Below are 23304 nucleotides of genomic sequence, written 5' to 3'. Positions count from 1 at the left end.
TAATAGAAATGAAATGATAACATAAAATGAATGATGGATTGAAGAAAGCAAACTTCCTGAACTATTCTATTTTGATTCCCTACCTGATAATGTCAGCTGTAGGTATCGTGATGGTTTTTTCAGCAACAGTCCCATATCAACTGGCGAAGGGACTTTCACCTTATAAAATGGCAATCAACCAAGGCGCGTTTATGTTGCTGAGTTTTGTTGCTATTGCAGTGATTTACCGGATGAAACTCCGGGCCCTTAAGAGTAAAAAAATGATTGGCTGGGTTTTATTTCTTTTGATTTCAGCCATGATTTATTCGCGTGTCGGGCCAAATACTTCCGCAAATGGCGCTCATGGCTGGATTCCTATCCCAGGTGTGGGGACGATTCAACCTGCTGAATATGCAAAATTTTTCGTTGTGTGGTATCTGGCTTCTGTCTTTTCCGAAAAGCAGGATGAAATATATGAAAAAGATATCGCAGCAATTTTCAAAGGGAAAACTATTTGGCAAAAACTATTTGGTGGATGGCGCTCTGCGATTCTCGTAATGTTAGGGATTTTGGTTATCATGCCAGACTTGGGTAATGCTTCTATTATGGCGATGATTACAGGAGTAATGATTGCTTCGAGTGGAATCTCTTGGCGTTGGTTTAGTGGCTATGGCAAGATAATTTTGGGAGCGATGGTTGCCTTTATTGCCTACCTTTATGCCGTAGGTGGGGATGTTATCCCGGGACACTATGTCAATGCACGTTTTAAGGCAATGGTTAATCCGTTCGGAGGCTTATCAACATATGGTCACCAAATGGCCAACTCCTATTACGCCGTAAGTAATGGCGGATGGTTTGGTCGTGGACTCGGAAACTCTATTGAGAAAAACGGTTTTCTACCTGAAGCGCACACGGACTTTATCTTCTCGATTGTCATTGAGGAGCTGGGTCTAATCGGAGGGATTCTTGTTCTCGGCGTATTGTTCTTTATGATTGTTCGTATCTTAATGGTCGGTATCCGTGCAAAAAGTGCGTTTAATTCGATGATCTGTATCGGTATTGGTTCTACCCTTTTGATTTCAGTATTTATCAATATTGGGGGAGCCTTTGGAATTATTCCGGAAACAGGGGTAACATTCCCATTCCTATCGCAAGGAGGATCATCATTCCTTGTGTTGTCTTTGGGGATTGCTTTCGTACTCAACATTTCGGCAGATGAAAAACGTAGAGAAGTCAGAGAGCTTTCAAGTACATATGCTAAAAATGTTTAATATTAAATGCTAAAGTTAAGAAAAAGCTAATCAAATTAGCTTTTTTTATAAAGTTTGTATGTTGTGAAAATTCATAATTTGGTTGCTGATGCTTTCTAATACTCAATGCCTCTATCTTGCTAAAGCAAGAAGAGCCAAACGCAAACTCTTATGGAGATTTGCTAGAGTCTTACTACTTCCTTCGCAAAAAATGTTTTTACTGCGTCAGGTCGTAATACTCATGCCTCTATCTTGCTAAAGCAAGAAGGAAATTGAATTATAAGGTATCGTCAACCATATTACACAACATATTTAGGAAATAAAGATAGGGGATTGTATGAAAAAACTGCTCGTTGCCAACCGTGGTGAAATTGCCATTCGTGTTTTTCGTGCCTGTAATGAACTGGGTTTGTCCACTGTAGCCATCTATGCAAAAGAAGATGAGTACTCGGTACACCGTTTCAAAGCAGACGAAGCATACTTAGTCGGACAAGGTAAAAAACCGATAGATGCTTACCTTGATGCGGATGATATTATTCGTATTGCTCTAGATGCAGGAGCGGATGCAATTCACCCGGGATATGGTTTACTTTCTGAAAACTTAGAATTTGCGACTAAGGTCCGTGAAGCTGGCTTAGTTTTTGTAGGGCCAGATTTAAAACATTTGGATATTTTTGGCGATAAAATTAAAGCTAAGAAAGCAGCGGATTTAGCGCAAATTCAAGGTATTCCAGGAACGGATGGAGCTGTCGATTTGGATGGGGCTCTTGCCTTTTCTGAAACCTATGGTTATCCTGTCATGATAAAAGCAGCTCTCGGTGGTGGCGGACGTGGAATGCGTGTTGCTCGCAATGACGAAGAGATGCGTGACGGTTATGCGCGTGCCAAGTCTGAAGCACAAACAGCTTTTGGTTCAGCAGAAATTTACGTTGAAAAATATATTGAAAATCCAAAACATATCGAAGTACAGATTTTGGGAGATACACATGGCAATATTGTTCATCTTCATGAGCGAGATTGTTCTGTGCAACGCCGTAATCAAAAAGTCATCGAAATTGCACCAGCTGTAGGCTTAGATCCAGAATTTAGAAATGAAATCTGTCAAGCAGCTGTCCAACTTTGCCAAGCTGTGGGTTATGTTAATGCAGGGACAGTTGAGTTTTTAGTTAAAGATAATCAATTTTACTTTATTGAAGTTAACCCACGGGTCCAAGTAGAACATACGATTACGGAGATGGTTACTGGTGTCGATATTGTTACAGCACAAATTCTTATTGCTCAAGGCAAGGATTTGCATCAAGATATCAAAATTCCTGCACAGGATGAAATTCCATGTCTAGGTGCAGCCATCCAGTGCCGTATCACGACTGAAGATCCCGAAAATAATTTCCTTCCAGATACAGGAAAAATTAACACATACCGCTCACCAGGCGGATTTGGTGTACGTCTTGATGTAGGTAATGCTTATGCAGGATATGAAGTGACGCCTTATTTCGACAGTCTTTTAGTCAAGGTTTGTACTCATGCGACAGATTTTGAAGAGGCGGTGCATAAGATGCAGCGTGTCTTACGTGAATTCCGCATTCGTGGGGTAAAAACGAATATCCCGTTTTTGGAAAATGTTATTGAGGACGAGCAGTTTACCAGTGGTCAAGCAACGACAACCTTTATTGACAATACACCACAACTCTTCAAGTTTTCTCGCAAACGTAATCGCGGTACAAAAATCTTGAAATATATTTCGAATATTACCGTGAATGGATTCCCAGGGATTGACAAAACAGAGAAGCGTTATTTTGAACCTGCTCGTCAACCTGAAATTGAGCTTCTCCAGAAAACAACAACAAAGAATATCCTTGATCAAGAAGGTGCTGCAGCCGTAGTAGACTTTGTTAAAGGTTCACATGAAGTTTTGCTCACAGATACAACTTTTCGGGATGCACACCAAAGTCTTTTAGCCACACGCTTGCGTCTACAAGATATGAAGGGGATTGCAACCTCTGTAGATCAAGGTCTTTCTGACCTATTCTCTGTAGAGATGTGGGGCGGGGCAACTTTCGATGTCGCCTACCGTTTCTTAAATGAATCACCTTGGTATCGCTTAAGAAAATTGCGTGACCAGATGCCCAATACACTTTTCCAAATGCTGTTCCGCGGCTCAAATGCAGTAGGTTATCAAAATTATCCTGATAATGTTATTCAGGAGTTTATTCAAAAAGCAGCAGCTGAGGGAATCGATGTTTTCCGTATTTTTGATAGTCTTAACTGGCTGCCGCAAATGGAAAAATCTATCCAAACTGTGCGTGACACGGGTAAAATTGCTGAAGCAACGATTTGTTATACTGGCGATATCTTAGATAAAACACGTCAAAAATATGACTTGAAGTATTATAAAGACCTAGCTAAAGAATTGGAAGCTAGCGGTGCTCATATTCTTGCAATTAAGGATATGGCTGGTCTTCTGAAGCCACAAGCTGCCTATGTACTGATAACAGCACTGAAAGAAACAGTTGATTTGCCGATTCATTTGCATACACATGATACGGCAGGTAATGGTATTATTACTTATTCGGGTGCGATTAAGGCAGGTGTAGATATCGTCGATGTGGCGACCGCATCACTTGCTGGTGGCACATCGCAGCCTTCTATGCAGTCACTTTATTATGCCTTGGAGCATGGTGGACGTCATGCGGCTTTGCATATTGCTAACGCGGAACAAATTGACCATTATTGGGAAGATACGCGTCGTTATTATGCGCCTTTTGAAGCTGGAATTACGAGCCCGCAAACAGAAGTTTACAGACATGAGATGCCAGGGGGACAATATACCAATCTTAAAGCACAATCTGCTGCAGTTGGCTTAGATGCTCGTTTTGATGAAGTCAAAGCTATGTATAGCAAAGTGAACATGATGTTTGGTGACATTATTAAAGTGACTCCAAGTTCGAAAGTTGTGGGTGACATGGCACTCTTTATGGTGCAAAATGATCTCACAGAAGAAGATGTTTATGCAAAAGGCGCAGAATTAAACTTCCCAGAGTCAGTTGTTTCCTTCTTCCAAGGAGATTTAGGTCAACCTGTAGGTGGTTTCCCAGAGAAACTTCAATCGCTGGTTCTCAAAGGTAAACAAGCGTTAACAGATCGTCCCGGTCTTCACGCGCCAGCCGTTGACTTTGCACAAGTGGAAAAGGAACTCTCAGACATATTAGGTTACCCAGCTGAAGAACATGAAGTTTTAAGCTACATTATGTACCCACAAGTCTTCTTGGATTATCAAAAAATGCAAGATGCTTTTGGCTCAGTAACCTTGCTTGATACGGAAACCTTCCTCCATGGTATGCGTATGGGTGAGCAAATTGAGGTGCAGATTGAGAAAGGTAAAACTCTGATTATTCGTCTTGATGAGATTGGTGAGCCAGATGTTTTAGGAAATCGTGTGCTCTTCTTTAACCTTAATGGTCAAAGACGTGAAATTAGTGTAAATGATCAATCGATCAAAACACAAATTGTTGCGAAGCGCAAGGCTGACAGCACCGATCCACAACAAATTGGTGCAACCATGCCGGGATCTGTTTTGGATATCCTAGTGAAAAAAGGAGATCAGGTCAAAAAAGGACAAGCACTGATAGTTACAGAAGCAATGAAGATGGAGACGACCATCGAAGCACCGTTTGATGCTACGATTGAAGAAATTCATGCCGTAGCAGGAGAAGCGATTCAGACGAAAGATCTTCTTATCGAACTACGTGAGCAATAAAAGAAAAACGTTCAACTCTTAGGTTGAACGTTTTTTTGTTTTACTTTACTTTAAGCTGTTGGCTTCCATGATTTCGTCAATGAAACCATAATCCAATGTTTCTTGGGCTGTCATCCAGTTGTCACGTTCTGCATCAGCATGTACTTTTTCCATAGACTGACCAGAGTTTTCGGCCAAAATCTTTTCTAAAGTACGACGTGTTTTGAGCAAGTGTTCTGCTGCGATAGCCATATCGGTTTGTTGTGTACCACCACCAGTACCGCCCATAGGTTGGTGGATCATGTATTCAGCATGCGGCAACATGAAACGTTTGCCTTTTGTACCACTAGAAGCAATGATTGTACCCATAGATGCAGCAATACCCATAACAATTGTTTGAACGTCAGATTTGATGAAGTTCATAGTATCAACAATTGCAAGTCCAGCAGAAACAGAACCACCAGGTGTGTTAATGTAGAGGTAAATATCCTTTGTGCTGTCTTGGGCATCCAAGAAGAGGAGTTGTGCGATGATTGAGTTGGCCATACCATCCTCAACTTGGCCTGTCAACATGATGATACGGTCTTTCAGTAGACGGCTATAAATGTCATATGCGCGTTCACCACGGCTTGATTGCTCGATGACAGTAGGTACTAAATATCCCATAGATAAGTCTCCTTTTTCAATGTTTTATTCTATTATAAATCAAAGGTCAAAAAAGGTCAAAAAATAAGTACGATTAAAAAGGAGGAAATGAAGATATCTTTTCAAAAGTAAAATGTTTCAAAGAAAGGAACACTTTTATCTGTCGGAGTATATTATAATAGAGTCAAGGAGATAAAAAGATGAAAGTTGAACATATCGGAATTTGGGTAAGAGACTTAGAGAAGATGAGGCATTTTTATGAAACCTTTTTTTCTGCAAGGGCGGGTCAGCAATATCACAACTCTAAAACAGGCTTTACTTCATATTTTATGAGTTTTGAAGAAGGGGCACGTGTAGAGCTCATGCATCGTGCAGATATTGAAAAGATAATGCCTGAAGGTCTGGGTTTTGCTCATCTTGCTTTACAGGTGGGAGATGAAGCCGAGGTAGACAAGCGGGCTCAAGAATTTTTAGAACAAGGCTTTGAAGTTTTATCTGGACCACGGAGAACTGGCGATGGCTATTATGAAGCCGTTATTCTCGATCCTGAGGGAAATAAGATCGAAATAACAGCTTAGCTATATAAATTCTGGAGAAATGAGTTTTAAAATATTAGTCATTTTGTTATAATAATAGTATGAATTCAGAACTTATTATTTCTATGATTATTGCTATGATTGCGGGTGCTTGGCTTTTTATTGCGGGCATGTATATCTACAAACGTTTTGACGAAAATCGCTATAAGAAGCGCTTAGCCATTGAGAAACTCTTACGCGAAATTGAAGTCAGAAACACCTTGAATCAAAAAATTATCGAAATCTTGAACCGTCCGATTATTGGAGATGATGAAGAAATCGTTAATCCCCGTAGTGATGTAAAAGTGCCGTTTTACGACTATAATTTTTTGAAAAATTATACTTCAATGTATAATTTGTACATCCCCGCTTATTTCTTAAGTACTTTCTTTAAAAATCTATCCCACCATTTGGCTGTTTTCGAAGATGAACAAGATTTGAAAAATGGCGGCTATATTTTCAAAGAAGCACGTCCTATTTTTGAAAATTTTTCGGTCGAAATTACGGAAGATATTGAGAATAAGAAAAAAGAACTGGAAGAAGCAAAGAACATTTATCCATCTATGTTAAAACGCCAGTATTATAACATTTAAATACTTTTTTTAATCTGTCCAATAGGACAGATTTTTTTAGAATAAAAAGGGAAAGGGTCTTTTTTTTGTCTGTCAATTGTGCTATAATAGCAAATGCTAATACCGCTAGGTATTATAAATAAGATCATGGATTGTTCCATATTAATATAAAGGAGAGAGGGATGCTTACTATTTATACGGCCCCATCTTGTACGAGTTGTAAAAAAGCTAAAACTTGGCTTACTTATCACAATATTCCATTTCAAGAACGTAACCTCATTGGCGACCCACTTTCAGCAGAAGAAATTAGTCGTATTCTTGAAAAGTGTGATGATGGTGTGGAAGGGCTTATTTCTAGCCGTAATCGCTTTGTGAAGACCTTAGGCGTTGATTTTGAAGACTTGTCGCTTTCAGCAGCCATCAAAATCATTTCAGAAAATCCGCAAATCATGCGCCGTCCAATCATTATGGATGAAAAACGTCTACATGTGGGATACAACGAAGAAGAAATCCGTGCTTTTTTACCGCGTACAGTACGTATTTTAGAAAATGGCGGCGCTCGTTTGCGCAATGCCATCTAAAAGCAAATGCAATTATTATAAACACCCCGAGCGGGTGTTTTTTGCTGCATGCTTTTAGTAAAGGAAAATTTCTTTTTAAAATAGAGCGGTTTTTCTAAGATAAGATTTGCTTTATTTTGGGTTATAATAGAAGAATGGATATTTTTGACACGCACACACACCTCAATTCAGATGAATTTATTGGTAGAGAAAAGGAAATTATTACTCAGGCACATGAGCTAGGGGTTCATCGCATGAATATTGTCGGAGTGGATCGTAAAACAAATGATTGGGCGATAAAGCTTGCTACAGAACATGAAGAATGCTATGCTACGATTGGTTGGCATCCAGATGAATGTGGAAGCTTTGATCAAGCTGCAGAGCAGTATCTGCTGGAAAATTTGCAAAAAAATAAGGTGCTGGCAGTGGGCGAAATTGGCTTAGACTATCATTGGATGGTCGAATCGAAAGAACTGCAAGAACAAAGTTTTCGGCGCCAAATTCAAATTTCAAAAGAAGCAGATGTTCCTTTTGTGGTACACACACGTGATGCTTTAGCTGATACTTATGAAATTATAAAGTCTGAAGGCGTTGGCTCTCGTGGAGGAATCATGCACAGCTTTTCTGGTACCTATGAAGAGGCCCGACAGTTTCTGGAGCTTGGTCTAATGCTTTCTTTCTCAGGTGTTGTGACATTTAAAAAGGCTCTTGATGTCCAAGAAGCAGCTACAAAGCTTCCTTTAGATCGCATACTTGTGGAAACTGATGCCCCTTATCTTTCACCAATGCCTTATCGCGGTAAGGAAAATCAGCCAGGCTACACACGTTATACAGCAGAGAAAATTGCAGAACTTCGTGGACTTAGCTTGGAAGAAGTGGCTGAGCAAACCTATGCAAATGCACTGAAAGTTTTTGGTTTGTCCTCATGAAAGAAAAAATCGAAAAAGTTATTGTCGTTGAAGGGCGAGATGACACAAGGAACCTGAAGCGCTTTTATGATCTGGATACCTATGAAACTGGTGGAAGTAGTATAGACGCGACTGATATCGAGCGGTTAAAGGTCCTACAAGAGAGACGAGGGCTTGTTGTTTTTACTGATCCAGATTTTCAAGGGGAACGCATCCGTAAGATTATTATGCAAGCTATTCCTGAGGCGCAGCATGCCTTTTTGAAACGTGAAGAAGCACGACCTAAAGGTAAAGGTTCTCTCGGAGTAGAACATGCCAAGTATGAAGATTTGCAAAAAGCTTTGGGATACTTGACAGGAGGCGCGAATATCGAGCCGACTGTGGTTCAAGCAGATCTTATTAACTTTGGTCTTGTCCTCCGCTCTGATAGTCGCCAACGTCGGGAATATCTCTGTGAAGAACTCCGCATAGGTTATGCTAATGGCAAGCAAATCCTCAAAAGACTTAACATGTTTGGGATTGAGCTTCAACAAATAGAAGAAATAATGAAGGGCTATAAATGAAAAAAGCACTTGAAATAAAAAACTTAAGAAAAGTATATGATTCCGGTACGGAAGCCTTAAAAGGTATTGATTTAGCAGTTGAAGAAGGAGATTTTTATGCCTTGCTTGGTCCTAACGGGGCAGGGAAATCAACTACTATCGGTATTATTACTTCACTCGTGAATAAAACGTCTGGAACAGTTAAAGTCTTTGACTATGATATTGATAAAAATCTAGTGCAGGCTAAGCAACAACTCGGACTTGTGCCCCAAGAGTTTAACTTTAATCAGTTTGAAACGGTTCAACAAATCTTAGTCAATCAAGCCGGATACTATGGTGTACCTCGTAAGGAAGCGCTCAAACGCTCAGAAAAATATCTCACACAGTTGGAACTTTGGGAAAAGCGTAATGATCGTGCAGGACGTCTTTCTGGTGGGATGAAACGTCGTTTGATGATTGCGCGTGCCTTGATGCATGAGCCTAAGCTCTTGATTTTGGATGAGCCAACAGCGGGTGTTGATATTGATGTTCGCCGCTCAATGTGGGAATTTCTCGCACAACTCAATGCTTCAGGCACAACAATTATTCTGACGACACACTATTTGGAAGAAGCAGAAATGCTTTGCCGAAATATTGGAATTATCCAATCTGGACAAGTAATTGAAGATACAAGTATGAAAAACTTACTATCGAAATTACAGTCGGAAACATTTATTCTCGATATTAAAGCGGAAGGGCAAGCACCAGAGCTTATTGGATATGAGATGAAATTGGTGGATTCCCAGACCTTGGAGCTTAAGATTGAACGCAACCAGGGCATCAATGCTGCTTTTGAACAACTAACTGCACAAGGTGTTCAGGTCCTCTCCATGCGCAATAAATCAAACCGTCTAGAAGAGCTTTTTGTTAAGCTTACCCATGAAGAGGAGGGAAAAAATGTTTAAACTCTACTGGACTGCAGGAAAATCTCTTGCTATCAAGGAAGTCACACGTTTTATGCGTATTTGGGTGCAAACTCTTGTGCCACCAGTGATTACGACCACACTTTATTTTATTATCTTTGGTAAAATGATTGGTTCACGAATCGGTGATATGCATGGTTTTTCTTATATGCAATTTATCGTGCCCGGACTTATCATGATGTCTGTTATTACTAGCTCTTATGCGAACGTTTCTTCGAGTTTCTTTTCGCAAAAATTTCAAAAAAATATTGAAGAATTACTCGTCGCTCCAGTGCCTACACATGTGATTATTTTAGGCTTTGTGGCCGGCGGAAGTCTTCGAGGTATTTTCGTTGGGACGTTAGTGACTATCATTTCGTTGCTTTTTGTTCCTTTAGTTGTGAAGTCTTGGCTCGTAATTATTGTAACTCTGTTGTTGACGGCTTTCCTCTTTTCCTTGGCTGGGCTTCTTAATGGTGTCTTTGCGCGTTCTTTTGATGATGTTTCGATCGTGCCAACATTTGTCTTACAACCTTTGACTTATCTCGGTGGTGTCTTCTATGCTATCTCTATGTTACCCCCAATTTGGCAGGACATTTCGAAAGTCAACCCGATCGTATATATGATTTCAGGTTTCCGTTATGGCTTTTTAGGTGTGCAAGATGTTGCCCTGTGGATTAGCTTGCTTGTGCTACTTGGTTTTGTCATTGCTCTCTATGCCGTTTGCTATTACTTTATTGAACGTGGTCGTGGTTTGAGATCTTGAAAGTAAGATAAAGAAAGTTAAAATAAAAAAGCGAAAACCGATTGGTTTTCCTTTTTTTATTCTTCTTCGAAAGGCTTTCGTCCTTGATGTAAAGTTATAGGAAGTTTATAAGAGTTTTCGACTGTTTCTCCTTGGATTTTACGAATAACTAAGTCGACTAAAAGCTCCGCCAAATCTGTAATAGGTTGCTTCACTGTCGTCAAGTCTGGATGATATTCCCTGATAAACTCTGTGCCGTCAAAGCCAATGATACTTATATCTTTGTTCATTGCCGCCGCTAGATTTTTCACAAGAAGTGCTGTTAAGTCATCTGTGCAGAAAATCCCGTCAAAGTCAGATTTTTTTAAAATTCTCTTGATTTCTTCTTTTTTATTCAGAAAAGTTAAACTTGTTGGGATTTTAATCACATGAGGTTCTAAGTCATGCTTTTTCATCACAGAGAGATAGCCTTCACGTCTGAGGCGCGTGGGCGAATTAGTATTGTCACTGCCGGTAAAAATAGCAATTTTTTTGTTCCCGTTTTTTATCAAAGTTTCTGTTGCTAAACGACCGCCTTGCAAATTATCTGAACTAACGATAGTAGTCTGGGCAGTGAGGATGCGGTCAAAAGATACGATAGGTGCGTGGATTGCAGTATAATCGTTAGTACTTAAATTATGACTTCCATAAATGATACCATCCACTTGGTTAGAAAGGAGTAAAGTTAAATAATCTCTTTCTTTCCTTTCGTCGTGCTCAGTTGTTGCCAGCATGGCTTTATAACCTCTTCGAAAGAGTGCCTGTTCAATTTTTTCGATTAATTCTGCATAGAATACATTCTGGATATTAGGAAAAACGAGACCAATTAATTTTAAAGATTTCCCTTGTAAAGAGCGGGCTGCAGCATTTGGGACATAATGCAAGTCACGCATTGCGGCCTCAACCTTAGCAATAGTTGTGTCGCTTAAGTACCCTTTGTTATTAATCACACGCGAAGCGGTTGTCAAACTTACACCCGCTTTTTTTGCAACATCTTCAAGTTTAACCACTAATTCAGTTCCCACATTTTAATATTTATCGGTTTTTCACTTTGTATAAAATACTGTTCTTTGTTAGGAAATACACGCCCCGATAAGACTTTCTCTCCATCATTAATAAAAATTTCAAAAATAGATTTATCTATAAATAGATTAACTTTTTCTATTTTAACATTTACTGTCCTTTTTTCATAATTTCTTTTAACCGTGAAACAATCATTTTCCTTGTCAATGTGGATTTCCAGTGCACTTTCATGAGAAGCGTTTGCCATGATATTCAAATGGTGTGATTCTTCAGACTTGAGGTCAATTTCCATTTCAAAAGCATTATGTGTAGGAATAAGCTCTTCTTTGAGTAAAAACTCTTTTGCTTTCTTGCGTAAATTTTTCATTTCATCTACAGGAGTTTGATAAAGCTTTCCGTCTTTAATACTTAGTTTTTTGACCATAGACAAGGCGCCTTGCACGCCAAACTGATCTGTCGGATAAGTTGTATCTGGTAAACCTAACCAAGAAATAGCATAAGCAGAGCCGTCAGGAGCATTAAAAGCCTGTGTGGCATAACAGTCAAAGCCATAATCAAGATTTTCTATCCTATTGTCGCCCATTAACCGGACTTCTTTATCAACAGAAAAAGAATCGGCAATAAGATAGGTATTGGGGTAAATATTGCCATAAGAGCAGATTGATTGATCCAAGCCTTGGGGGCAGAAGATGAGGACCGGTGTGTTATTTATAAAGATAAGATTGGGACATTCGATCATATAGCCCATCTTTTCTGAAGTATAATTCAAAAATCCTAAGTCTTCCCAAGCTGTTAATTGCTCATTTTTAGAGCGATAAATCTTTATTTTTCCTTCTTCGGCGACAGATTGTGCACCAATCAGCATATAGTGTTTCTTTTGGTGTTGAAAAATTTGTGGATCTCGAAAGTGATCAGTTGTTTCTGAGAAATTGGGATAGATTATAGGCTCTGGCAACTTTTCTAGCTGATTTTCTTTATCCAACTTAGCACCAAGTTGATAAGGTATGCGTGTCCAATCCTCTTTACGATGATTTCCTGTGTACATGATAAAAAGTGCATCATCAAGAGGAAAAGCAGAACCAGAAAAAGCACCAGCGTTCTCAAATTTCGTATCAGGGTAGAGAATGAGTCCTGATTTTTCAAAGTGCACCAAATCTGTAGAAGTCAAATGTACCCATGACTTCAAACCATGCACAGCGCCAAATGGAAAATGTTGGTAAAAGAGATGCCATTTGCCATTAAAAAATGAAAAACCATTGGGGTCATTGAGAAGACCGGTTTCTGGCTCAATATGAAAAGTTGAGTGCCAAGGGGATTGAGCAACACGTTCGCGTAAGGTCTTTAATTCATCCTCAGAATAGCTTTCATAAGCACGGTATCGTTCAGTGGTAGTCCATGTCATTTCTTGTATTTCCTTATCGTCATATTTTATTTTTATGATAAACGTTTTTCATGTAAAAGTCAATTTATAAACTTGATTAATTTAAATAATATTTTATTTTATGTTAAACGCTTGACATATTTTTTGTAAAGTGATTAAATGTGTTATGTAAGCGACACCAAAATAAATTTTAGGAGAAAACTATGAACCACAAACAAGTTGCTGAACGGATTATTTCTGCTGTGGGAGAAGAGAATATTCAAGCAGCGGCACATTGCGCAACCCGCTTGCGCCTTGTACTGAAAGACAGCTCATTGATTCATCAAGAAGCCTTAGACAATGACCCAGATCTCAAAGGAACTTTTGAGACGGCGGGACAATATCAAATCATTGTGGGACCTGGTGATGTCAATAAAGTCTATGAGGAATTTGTCAAACTTACAGGAGTAAAAGAGGCGTCGACAGCTGATTTAAAAGAGATTGTAAACAGCCAAAGCAAACCAAATCCTGTGATGGCATTAGTCAAACTTCTTTCAGATATCTTTGTTCCTTTGATTCCCGCTCTTGTTGCAGGTGGTTTATTGATGGCACTCAATAACGCTCTTACCGCTGAGAATCTTTTTGCAGCAAAATCAGTTGTTGAAATGTTTCCAGCTTGGAAAGGATTTGCAGACATTGTCAATGCTATGAGTGCAGCACCATTTGCCTTTATGCCTGTTCTTATAGGATTTTCGGCTACCAAACGTTTCGGAGGAAATCCCTATCTTGGTGCGGTTATCGGGATGATTATGGTGATGCCATCGCTTGTTAATGGTTATGCGGTGGCCACAGCTATTGCAAACAATGAAATGACCTACTGGAATATATTTGGTTTAAATGTTGCTCAGGCAGGTTATCAAGGTCAAGTACTTCCTGTTATTGGGGTATCTTTTGTCCTTGCAAAGCTGGAAAACTTTTTCCATAAACATTTGAACAACGCAGTTGACTTCACTTTCACACCATTGCTTTCGGTAATTATTACAGGATTTCTCACTTTTACCATAATTGGTCCTGCACTTCGTTTTGTATCAAATGGTTTAACAGATGGCTTGGTTGGCCTTTATGACACCTTAGGTGCCTTAGGAATGTTCATATTTGGCGGCTTTTACTCACTGATTGTTTTGACAGGTTTACACCAAAGCTTTTCAGCAATTGAAACCATGCTTATCACTAACTATCAGCATTCGGGTATTGGTGGGGACTTTATTTTTCCGGTTGCAGCCGCAGCCAATATGGCACAAGCAGGTGCAACCTTCGCGATCTTCTTCTTGACAAAAAATATTAAAACAAAGGCGCTCGCAGCTCCAGCTGGTTTTTCCGCCCTTTTAGGGATAACTGAGCCTGCCCTCTTTGGGGTCAACCTAAAACTTAAATATCCATTCTTTATTGCACTTGGTGCTTCCGCTGTTGGTTCATTATTTATGGGGCTTTTTCATGTGCTGGGTGTAAGCCTAGGTTCTGCCGGTTTGATTGGCTTTATCTCCATTAAAGCAGGCTACAATCTGCAGTTTATGTTCGCTATTTTGATTAGCTTTATCCTTGCATTCATTGTTACTTTGATTTACGGACGACAAGTTGAAAACAAAAAAATTGAGGAGCCTCAGGTAGAGAAGCCCACTTCTGAAATGCAAGATATAGAAAACTCTGAAAAGGAAGCAATTTTCGTACCAATCAATGGCACAGCTTTTCCACTCTCGCAGGTCAATGATCCTGTCTTCTCCACAGAAAAAATGGGCAAAGGTGTCGCTATCCAACCTGCAGATGATCATGTCTTTGCGCCAGCAGATGGAGAAATTGTGATTGCTTACGAAACGGGTCATGCCTATGGTATGAAAACCGAAAGTGGAGCAGAAATCTTGATTCACATTGGTATTGATACGGTCACGATGAAGGGCAAAGGGTTTAGCCAAAATGTGAAGGCAGGCCAAAAAGTTAAAAAAGGTGACTTGCTTGGAACATTTAACAGAAAGACTATCAAGGAAGCTGGGTTAGAGGATATGGTAATGATGATGATTACAAATTCGTCTGATTATAACGATATTTTAGTGTTAAAGGAATATGCAGAAGTAGTAAAACAGGAAAAAATTCTTTCATTAATTTGAAGAAAAGGAGTAGAAGTTGACAATGTATTATGGATCTATAGAAGCTGGTGGGACAAAATTTGTGCTCGCCGTTGCGGATGAGCAGTTCGAGCTTGTAGATAAAATTAGAATATCTACCACAACACCCGAGGAAACAATTGCTGCTACCGTCGATTACTTTAAATCAAAAAATGTTGCGGCAATTGGCTTAGGATCGTTTGGTCCTATCGATATTAACAGTAAAAGTAAAACTTACGGCTTTATTACTTCAACACCTAAGGCTGGTTGGGCAAATACGGATTTGGTTGGACTTTTAGAAGACGCGCTTCATGTTCCCATAGCTTTTACTACTGATGTAAATGCATCGGCTTATGGTGAAATGATGAATACTGCTCTTGAAAATCTAGTCTACTTTACTATTGGTACAGGGATTGGCGGCGGCGCTATTCAAGGCGGTCACTTTATTGGTGCTACAAGCCATGCTGAAATGGGCCATCAAATGGTTAAACGCCATCCAAACGATCTTTATTTTAAAGGTATTTGTCCGTTTCATGGTGATTGTTTGGAAGGACTGGCTTCAGGTCCAAGTCTTGAAGCCAGAACAGGGATTTCGGGTGAAGAACTTCCTGCAGGCAGTCCTGAGTGGGAAATCTTGGCCTACTATATCGCGCAAGGCGTGCTTAATGCAACTTTAACATTAGCACCTGATGCTATTATATTAGGCGGTGGGATTATGGAGCAGCCCAATATGCTCGCACATGTTCAAAAAGAATTTGTGAAACTTCTGAATCATTACGTTGCTCTCCCATGTTCGATAGATGAATATTTGCGCCTGCCGAGTGTTTCGGAAAATGGCTCCGCAACCCTTGGGAACTTTGCTTTAGGTAAAGCAGCCTTAGAGCTTGTGGAGTGAGATGCTGGGCTTCCCAAAATATTATTCGTAGCTCACAAGCTAAAGTTAAGGAGAAAAAGTATGTTTTGCTTAGCTTATTTGCATTTACGGTTATAAAAAGAAAAAAATGGAAATTCTTTGATTTCTGTTTTTTTCTTTAAAAGCAGTTCGTCGGCTTTTCTGCTATAATAAAGCTATGACAACTTCAAATATAGATCGTATCTCAAATGTCATTCGCACACAGGATATTCTTCGTCGGCATGACTTTAACTTTAAGAAAAAATTTGGTCAAAACTTTTTGACGGACCATAATATTTTGACAAAAATTACGGCAACTGCTGAACTTTCAGATCAAGTAAACGTGATTGAGATTGGACCAGGTATTGGTTCACTCACACAGTATTTACTTGAAGAAGCAGCAGAAGTAATGGCTTTTGAAATTGACAAAACTTTGATTCCAATTTTGGAAGAAACTTTGGCGCCGTATGATAACTTTCAACTTGTAAATGCTGATGTTTTGAAAGTTGATATGCGTGAGCACATCAAGAATTTCAAAAATCCTGACTTGCCTATAAAAGTCGTAGCAAATCTTCCTTATTACATTACAACACCAATTCTCATGCACTTGATTGAATCTAAGATTCCCTTTACTGAGTTTGTAGTGATGATGCAAAAAGAGGTTGCGGATCGTATTGCAGCTAAACCAAGCACAAAGGCTTACGGCTCGCTTTCGATAGCGGTGCAATATTATATGGAAGCGCAAGTCGCTTTCACTGTGCCGCGCACAGTTTTTGTTCCAGCGCCTAATGTAGATTCAGCTATATTGAAGATGACACACCGCGAGCAGCCTTTGGTTGCTGTGAAGGATGAAGATTTCTTCTTTAAAACCATGCACTCAACCTTTGTTCACCGTCGTAAAACCTTGATGAACAACTTACAATCTGCTTTTGGTAAGGATAAAAAACCAGAAATAACTGAACTTTTGGCCCAGGCGGATATTTCGCCTACCATTCGTGCCGAAGCACTTTCAATACCAGAATTCGCACGGTTAGCCGATGCTCTACTTCCTCTCAAAGAAGGAGAATAAATGGATAAGCTGTCAAAAATTTTTCAAGCCATAAAAGAAGATCCGCAAAATACTTTGTATACTGCACAAGGTATTGACCCGCTCTACTCTGCACACCAGGAAGCAAAAATCCTTATTGTAGGTCAAGCACCAGGAATTCGAGCACAGGAGAGCCGTCTTTTTTGGAACGATCCTTCTGGGGATCGTCTTCGTGAATGGCTAGGGATTTCTTATGAAGAATTTTACAGCTCATCTAAGCTCGCCATCTTGCCTATGGACTTTTACTTTCCAGGTAAAGGAAAATCTGGTGATTTACCGCCCCGTAAAGGCTTTGCGGAAAAATGGCATCCTTTATTGATTAAAGAAATGCCGCAGTTGGAGCTTATTGTCCTCATTGGTTCTTACGCGATTCCTTACTATCTTAATGTGCCGAAGAAAACACGTATTACGGATGTTGTACGTGATTTTGAGAATTATCTACCGGAATATTTTCCACTTGTGCATCCTTCACCACGTAATAATATTTGGTTACGGAAAAATCCATGGTTTGAGGCACAGGTCTTGCCGGAGTTAAAAATAAGAGTAAAAAATCTCCTTGCTTGAAGCAAGGAGGTTTAGTTTTGTTTAAGGAATTGCTAATATAATGCATATAAATAAAGGAAAGCGCTCTCCAACGGTGAATAGGTGAGCGCTTATTTTTTTATTTAATTTCAAAAGACATGGTAACATGTTCGATTCCAGCTTCTGTAAAGGTTTTGCCTTGCGCTTGAAAGCCGAATTTTTCATAGAGGCCTTTGGCGCTAAGTTGTGCATGCAAAGTTAAAAGGGTAATTCCTGCTTGATTGCAAAAATCAAGAAGACTTTGTAAGAGGACATTTGCATAACCTTTGCCACGTTCCTCTTTTAGAACGGCCATTCGTTGGACCACAGCATGTTTCTTATCTTCGCTATCCACCAAAAGACGAACAGTCGCTAAGGCTTTGCCATCCTCGTAACCTACAAAGTGCACGGAATGTGCCTCATCAATAGGACTGCCAACTTCTAAATCAAAAGGAACACCTTGCTCCTTTACAAAAACAGTATTACGAATACGTAATGCATCACAGTATATTTCCGACATGGTGTCACGGGTTTGCTTGATTTGCATAAATTTCCTCCCGAAATCTTGAATTTGCGTAAAAATCTTATTTCAATTATAATATAAATAGCTTTAAAAAAAAAGAAAGGGCTTCGTTTGCCCTTATTAGTAGGATATTATGTTTAAAAACAGTAAATTATTTTTTTGGACAGTAGAAATTTTAGCAGCGACCCTGCTTATTTTTATGCTCATGCAACTGGAATTTCTCTTCCAACCGGTCAAAACTCTTTTGGCCCTGCTCTTTATTCCCTTCATCATCGCGGGTTTTCTTTACTACATCTTCAAACCTGTAGTGACTTATATGGAAACCCGTTGGAAAATTAAACGTTTCTTTGCGATTTTGATTGTTTTGATTACTTTGCTTGGACTTGTGGTTTGGAGTATTGCATCCATCATTCCTAATGTCGTTTCGCAGTTAAGTAGCTTGATTGATGCCAGTACGAAAGCATTTCCTGAGTTTCGTCATTGGATTGAATCTTTACAAAATGATCCACGATTTGCTCACATTTACCGTCAGCTGGACATTAATGGCATGATTAGTAATATTAATTTATCTTATACTGATATTCTGAATAATTTGCTTAAAAATTTAACGGACAGTGTTGGAAGTATCGTAAGTATCATTTCCTCTGTGGTTATGGTTGCTATCTTAGTTCCTATCCTACTTTACTATATGCTAAAAGATGGTGAAAAATTACTTCCTTCTTTAAAACGTACAATTTTTCGTGAAGATCCACTTGGTTTTGTTGAGCTCCTTGAGAAGATGAATGCGACAATTTCTCGTTATATTTCGGGCGTGGCTTTGGACTCGCTTTTGGTTTTCATCTTTGTCTTTGTAGGTTACATGTTGTTCGGCATTCCTTACGCCTTCTTGTTTGCCAGCTTTTCGGCTATTACCAACTTAATTCCTTATGCAGGACCCTATATCGGAGTTTTGCCGGTAATTTTTACTTTGGCATTTACTCAACCTTGGACAGCTGTACTCGCTGTCGCTTATGTTTTAATCCTACAACAGATTGACGGGAACCTTGTTTATCCTAAAATCGTGGGGAATGCTGTGCGCGTTCACCCTGTGACGGTTATGGTTTTGATGTTGGTTTCAGGAAGTTTATATGGGATTCTAGGTATGATTATTGCCGTACCTGTCTACTCATTAGTTAAAGAAATTGTGAAGTTCCTTGCTGGCTTATGGCATAATCATCGTGAGCAAGAAAAGAAAAAAATATTTCAAAACGATTAAACTATGATATAATAGTTTTCATATTACTAAAAAATAGGAGTAAAAATGGCACACCCTGACCCCGAGAGCACCTCGATAATTTTACAGATTTTATTACTTGTTTTTCTTACTGCTTTGAATGCATTCTTCTCAGCAAGTGAGATGGCACTCGTTTCTCTATCGCGATCGCGTGTAGAGCAAAAGGCGAGTGAAGGCGATGAGCAGTATCAATATTTGCTTAGTGTAATCGATAATCCGACACACTTCCTGTCCACCGTTCAAGTTGGGATTACCTTCTTGAATATCGTAGCGGGGGCAAGTTTGGCTGATACATTAGCTGCACAGCTGGCACCGTTGTTTGGTGATACAAGCTTTGCCCAAACCTTAAGTAAAATCATTATCTTGGTTATTTTGACTTTCTTTACGATTGTATTTGGTGAGCTTTTCCCTAAACGTATCGCTCAGGCTCTGAAAGAAAAAGCAGCTTTGAAAATGGTTCGTCCCTTGATGGCGATTGGTGTAGTTTTAAAACCTTTCATTTGGTTGTTGACCATTACGATTAATGGGCTGGCAAGAATTTTCCCAATCAAGTTTGACAGCAGTGATGATGACATGACACGTGATGAGATTGAGTATCTCGTGCACACGGATGAAACGGCCTTAGATGATTCTGAACGTGAAATGATTACAGGTGTTTTCAGTCTTGATGAACTTGTAGCACGTGAAATTATGGTTCCACGTACGGATGCCTTCATGATTGATATCAATGATGATCCGCGTGAAAATATTGAGAAAATGCTCAGCGAGTCATACTCTCGTGTGCCTGTTTATGATGATGATAAAGACAACATCTTAGGGATTATTCACACCAAACGTATCTTAGCTCGAGGCTTTGCTGACGGTTTTGATAACATTGATTTCCGCGAGATGTTGCAAGAACCACTCTTTGTTCCTGAAACAGTCTTTGTGGATGACTTGATGCTTCAGATGCGTAATACCCAAAATCAAATGGCTATTTTGCTGAATGAATATGGGGGCGTTGAAGGTATCGTCACACTTGAAGATTTGATTGAAGAAATCGTCGGAGAGATTGAAGACGAAACGGATATTGCAGAAGCAGAAGTTCATAAGATCGGTGAGAACATGTATGTGGTTCAAGGTAAAATGACCATCAATGACTTTAATGACGAGTTTGGCACACATTTGGTCAACAAGGATGTAGACACAATGGCCGGTTTCTTCCTCTCAGAAACAGGACAAATTCCAGAAAAAGGTCAACAAGTGATGTGTAAGATTGACAACTTAGAAGATCATTTCTCACTCACAAGTCTGGAAGTAGATGGAAATCGTATATTAAAACTTCGTGTGGAGTTCGATATAGAGCTTCCTGAATAAAAGTAAAAGATAGATTAAAATTAATCTATCTTTTTATTTTACTGTCCTGACTTTCTGAAAAAAACTATGATAAAATGTAAAAGAAATGAAGATATAGAACAGAGGAGGGAATATGAAAAGAAAAGAACATTTGGCTATTGTTATAGCTATTTTTATTGCAACATTTATGACATCTGTTGAGGTTACGATTGTGACCACAGCTATGCCAACCATTATTTCTCAGTTGAAAGGTCTAGAATTACAAAGTTGGGTTTTTGCTATTTATTTACTGATTTCAGCTATTGCCACACCAATCTATGGGAAGTTGGCGGATAATCTGGGACGGAAAAATATTTTTATCTTTGGACTTGTTTCTTTTGTGATCGGTTCGGTACTTTGTGGTATCGCACCCAATATGCTATTCCTCATTATTTTTCGAGCGATTCAAGGTATCGGTGCAGGAGCTGTGATGCCTTTAACCTTCACAATTATTGCTGATTTATTTGATTTTGAAGAGCGTGCAAAAATTATGGCGTTGAATAATACAGCTTGGGCGATTTCGGCTTTAGTAGGCCCGTTGCTTGGCGGATGGATTGTTGATACGTTGGGTTGGCACTGGGTTTTCTTCATTAATGTGCCCTTGGGATTGATCACACTTTTACTTACAATTTTTGGTTATAAGGATGTACATGAAAAAACAGCAAAACAACCGATGGACTGGTCAGGTATTGTCTCTCTATCTGTACTTTTAGTTTCATTATTACTGATGTTTCAAGAAATGTCAGCTTCCACAATCAATTGGCTATTAGAAGTTGTGCTCCTCTTCTTGATTGTTGCGGCCAGCATCATTTTTATTCGTACAGAGAAAAAAGCAGTCGATCCTTTATTTAATTTAGAAATGTTTAAAACAAGGACTTTCAGTATTCAGATTATTATTTCAATGCTTTTAAGTGGCTGCTTGATTGCTTTCAATATTTATTTTCCTATTTGGCTACAAGCCATTTACCGCGTTCCAGCCTTTGTTGCAGGTCTTGCATTAACACCTACATCATTGTTTTGGATGGTAACCAGTTTCTTTGTTGGTTTTCTTTTACGACGTTTTGCGCCGAAGAGACTTTATGCCGTTTTAGTGGGTATTCTTATCCTGGTCTACATTCCCTTGGTTCTTTCAAGTGTTGCTTTCCCAATTGAAGGTTTTTACATTATTTCAGCTTTCACAGGAAGTGTGATGGGGGTTATACTTTCAACAACGACACTTTTGGCACAAAAAATGGTTCCTGCTGAAATGGTTGGTCAAGCAAGTTCTCTCGTTGTGCTAGGGCGAACTTTGGGTCAAGCAATGATGACCGGGATATTGGGGCTAGCTTTTTCCTTAGGTATCAATGCGGGGCTCAGTAAATTTCCAGAAGTCAGCTTTAAGAATGTCAACGAATTTATTAGTACAGCTTCCAACGTAGTCGTTCCCGAGAAAATTCATGGTCAATTAGAACAAATCGTTCTTGGAGCTTTGCATAATGTTTTCTTCTTGGCCTTGCTTCTCTGCGTGATTACTTTTGTGGTTAACCTGTTTGATGATGGAAAATTAAGAGCCTAGAAAAGGATTTGATAATAAGAGAGATTTGAGGTATGATAAAAGCATACTGAAGAAGAGGAAAAGCTTATGACTGATACATATATTGAAGAAGCCAAAAAAGTAACCGGCCTGATTCACTCTACCGAATCCTTTGGATCTGTAGATGGTCCAGGAGTACGTTTCATTGTTTTTATGCAAGGTTGTCAAATGCGCTGCAAATATTGTCATAACCCAGATACTTGGGCGTTGAAAAACGAAAAAGCAACGACACGTACGGTAGAAGATGTGATGGACGAAGCACTTCGTTTCCGTGGTTTTTGGGGCGAAAAAGGAGGTCTCACTGTATCTGGTGGGGAAGCCATGTTGCAAATTGACTTCGTCATCGCTCTTTTCCAATACGCTAAAAGTTTGGGTATCCATACCACATTAGACACTTCAGCACGGCCATTTAGAACGGATGAATATATCACCTCTCGTATTGATGAACTTCTTGAAGTCACAGATCTTGTCTTGCTGGACTTGAAAGAAATTGATTCAAAACGTCACAAGGCCTTGACGGGACACCCTAATGAAAATATTTTAGAATTTGCCCGCTACCTTTCTGACAAGGGGCAAGCCATGTGGATCCGTCACGTGCTTGTACCAGGTGAAACGGATATTGATGAAGATTTAGAAAAGCTAGGGGAATTTGTTAAAACCTTGGATAATGTTCTGAAATTTGAAATCTTACCTTATCATACGATGGGGGAATTCAAATGGCGCGAACTAGGCTGGAAATATCCACTTGCTGGTGTTAAACCGCCGACAAAAGAACGTGTGTCCAATGCACAATCAATCATGGGTACAGAAACTTATCAAGAATATTTAGAGAGAATTAGATAAAACTTGAAGGCCGCATTTGGCTTTCAAGTTTTTTCAGTGCCAAGATTAAGGCAAGAACACTTCCAGTAATAGATTGAAAGCGTGCGTAAATCCTCTTTTTTTGATATAATGAAGCGAATATAAATATATAAATGAGGTAAAAGA

Annotated in this window: 21 protein-coding genes; 17 read left to right on the top strand and 4 right to left on the bottom strand. The window is 39.3% G+C overall.

Annotated features, from left to right (window positions below; all coding sequences use genetic code 11):
- Positions 1-26 precede the first annotated feature (26 nt).
- Positions 27-1250, top strand: a complete 1224-nt coding sequence (locus tag LACDD01_RS05645; protein WP_061413648.1) for an FtsW/RodA/SpoVE family cell cycle protein — start codon at positions 27-29, stop codon at positions 1248-1250.
- A 316-nt stretch (positions 1251-1566) separates the two neighbouring features.
- A complete protein-coding gene (locus LACDD01_RS05640) occupies positions 1567-4986 on the top strand; it encodes a pyruvate carboxylase (RefSeq protein ID WP_061413646.1) in 3420 nt (1139 codons plus the stop codon).
- Positions 4987-5031: 45 nt separating this feature from the next.
- On the opposite strand, the gene LACDD01_RS05635 is transcribed toward LACDD01_RS05640, so the two are convergent.
- Complete coding sequence (locus LACDD01_RS05635; protein ID WP_003134020.1) at positions 5032-5631, bottom strand: ATP-dependent Clp protease proteolytic subunit; 600 nt, start codon at positions 5629-5631, stop codon at positions 5032-5034.
- Positions 5632-5810: 179 nt separating this feature from the next.
- Here LACDD01_RS05635 and LACDD01_RS05630 point away from each other — a divergent pair, with 179 nt between their 5' ends.
- From LACDD01_RS05630 to LACDD01_RS05600, 7 genes are all read left to right on the top strand, one after another.
- A complete protein-coding gene (locus tag LACDD01_RS05630; RefSeq protein WP_061413644.1) occupies positions 5811-6188 on the top strand; it encodes a VOC family protein in 378 nt (125 codons plus the stop codon).
- A 59-nt stretch (positions 6189-6247) separates the two neighbouring features.
- Positions 6248-6778, top strand: coding sequence for a hypothetical protein (locus tag LACDD01_RS05625; RefSeq protein WP_019292658.1), 531 nt, complete (start codon positions 6248-6250; stop codon positions 6776-6778).
- Between the two features lie 161 nt (positions 6779-6939).
- The gene (gene spx / locus LACDD01_RS05620; RefSeq protein ID WP_003134024.1) at positions 6940-7338 is read left to right on the top strand and encodes a transcriptional regulator Spx; all 399 of its coding nucleotides are present in this window, start codon (positions 6940-6942) and stop codon (positions 7336-7338) included.
- 134 nt (positions 7339-7472) lie between these two features.
- Positions 7473-8246, top strand: a complete 774-nt coding sequence (locus LACDD01_RS05615; protein WP_061413642.1) for a TatD family hydrolase — start codon at positions 7473-7475, stop codon at positions 8244-8246.
- A complete protein-coding gene (rnmV, locus tag LACDD01_RS05610) occupies positions 8243-8788 on the top strand; it encodes a ribonuclease M5 (protein WP_061413640.1) in 546 nt (181 codons plus the stop codon). The genes LACDD01_RS05615 and rnmV overlap by 4 nt, the downstream gene beginning before the upstream one ends.
- Complete coding sequence (locus tag LACDD01_RS05605) at positions 8785-9711, top strand: ABC transporter ATP-binding protein (RefSeq protein WP_061413638.1); 927 nt, start codon at positions 8785-8787, stop codon at positions 9709-9711. Before rnmV ends, LACDD01_RS05605 begins: the two co-directional genes overlap by 4 nt.
- Positions 9704-10474, top strand: coding sequence for an ABC transporter permease (locus tag LACDD01_RS05600; protein ID WP_019292654.1), 771 nt, complete (start codon positions 9704-9706; stop codon positions 10472-10474). Before LACDD01_RS05605 ends, LACDD01_RS05600 begins: the two co-directional genes overlap by 8 nt.
- Positions 10475-10530: 56 nt before the next feature.
- Here LACDD01_RS05600 and LACDD01_RS05595 read toward each other — a convergent pair whose 3' ends face one another.
- Together LACDD01_RS05595 and LACDD01_RS05590 are read right to left on the bottom strand one after the other, a co-directional pair.
- Entirely contained in the window at positions 10531-11502 is a 972-nt protein-coding gene (locus LACDD01_RS05595; protein WP_019292431.1) for a LacI family DNA-binding transcriptional regulator, read from the bottom strand.
- Positions 11502-12917 carry a sucrose-6-phosphate hydrolase gene (locus LACDD01_RS05590; protein WP_061413636.1) on the bottom strand — a complete coding sequence of 472 codons (1416 nt, stop codon included), beginning with the start codon at positions 12915-12917 and terminating at the stop codon, positions 11502-11504. The genes LACDD01_RS05595 and LACDD01_RS05590 overlap by 1 nt, the downstream gene beginning before the upstream one ends.
- A gap of 182 nt (positions 12918-13099) precedes the next feature.
- On the opposite strand from LACDD01_RS05590, the gene LACDD01_RS05585 reads away from it, so the two are divergent.
- The 4 genes from LACDD01_RS05585 to LACDD01_RS05570 all read left to right on the top strand — a co-directional run bounded on the left by LACDD01_RS05585 (position 13100) and on the right by LACDD01_RS05570 (position 17577).
- Positions 13100-15037, top strand: a complete 1938-nt coding sequence (locus LACDD01_RS05585) for a sucrose-specific PTS transporter subunit IIBC (protein ID WP_061413634.1) — start codon at positions 13100-13102, stop codon at positions 15035-15037.
- Positions 15038-15053: 16 nt separating this feature from the next.
- Positions 15054-15929, top strand: a complete 876-nt coding sequence (gene scrK / locus LACDD01_RS05580) for a fructokinase ScrK (RefSeq protein WP_061413632.1) — start codon at positions 15054-15056, stop codon at positions 15927-15929.
- Between the two features lie 175 nt (positions 15930-16104).
- Positions 16105-16995, top strand: coding sequence for a 16S rRNA (adenine(1518)-N(6)/adenine(1519)-N(6))-dimethyltransferase RsmA (rsmA, locus tag LACDD01_RS05575; RefSeq protein WP_061413630.1), 891 nt, complete (start codon positions 16105-16107; stop codon positions 16993-16995).
- The gene (locus LACDD01_RS05570; RefSeq protein ID WP_019293328.1) at positions 16996-17577 is read left to right on the top strand and encodes a uracil-DNA glycosylase family protein; all 582 of its coding nucleotides are present in this window, start codon (positions 16996-16998) and stop codon (positions 17575-17577) included. It abuts the gene before it with no gap.
- A gap of 97 nt (positions 17578-17674) precedes the next feature.
- Here LACDD01_RS05570 and LACDD01_RS05565 read toward each other — a convergent pair whose 3' ends face one another.
- On the bottom strand, positions 17675-18121 hold the full coding sequence (locus tag LACDD01_RS05565; protein ID WP_019293329.1) for a GNAT family N-acetyltransferase: 447 nt from the start codon (positions 18119-18121) through the stop codon (positions 17675-17677).
- A 109-nt stretch (positions 18122-18230) separates the two neighbouring features.
- Here LACDD01_RS05565 and LACDD01_RS05560 point away from each other — a divergent pair, with 109 nt between their 5' ends.
- The 4 genes from LACDD01_RS05560 (at position 18231) to pflA (ending at position 23160) form a co-directional block, all read left to right on the top strand.
- Entirely contained in the window at positions 18231-19352 is a 1122-nt protein-coding gene (locus tag LACDD01_RS05560) for an AI-2E family transporter (protein WP_019292424.1), read from the top strand.
- Positions 19353-19397: 45 nt separating this feature from the next.
- Positions 19398-20726, top strand: a complete 1329-nt coding sequence (locus LACDD01_RS05555; protein ID WP_061413628.1) for a hemolysin family protein — start codon at positions 19398-19400, stop codon at positions 20724-20726.
- Positions 20727-20838: 112 nt separating this feature from the next.
- Positions 20839-22299 (top strand): DHA2 family efflux MFS transporter permease subunit, encoded by a 1461-nt coding sequence (locus LACDD01_RS05550; RefSeq protein WP_061413626.1) that lies wholly within the window; start codon positions 20839-20841, stop codon positions 22297-22299.
- Between the two features lie 66 nt (positions 22300-22365).
- On the top strand, positions 22366-23160 hold the full coding sequence (gene pflA / locus LACDD01_RS05545) for a pyruvate formate-lyase-activating protein (RefSeq protein ID WP_061413624.1): 795 nt from the start codon (positions 22366-22368) through the stop codon (positions 23158-23160).
- Positions 23161-23304 lie beyond the last annotated feature (144 nt).

It is taken from the genome of Lactococcus sp. DD01 (assembly GCF_001578715.1).
GTDB classification, from domain to species: domain Bacteria; phylum Bacillota; class Bacilli; order Lactobacillales; family Streptococcaceae; genus Lactococcus; species Lactococcus petauri.
Note: the sequence above shows the minus strand (reverse complement) of the source record. Positions and strands in the feature narration are given on the sequence as shown.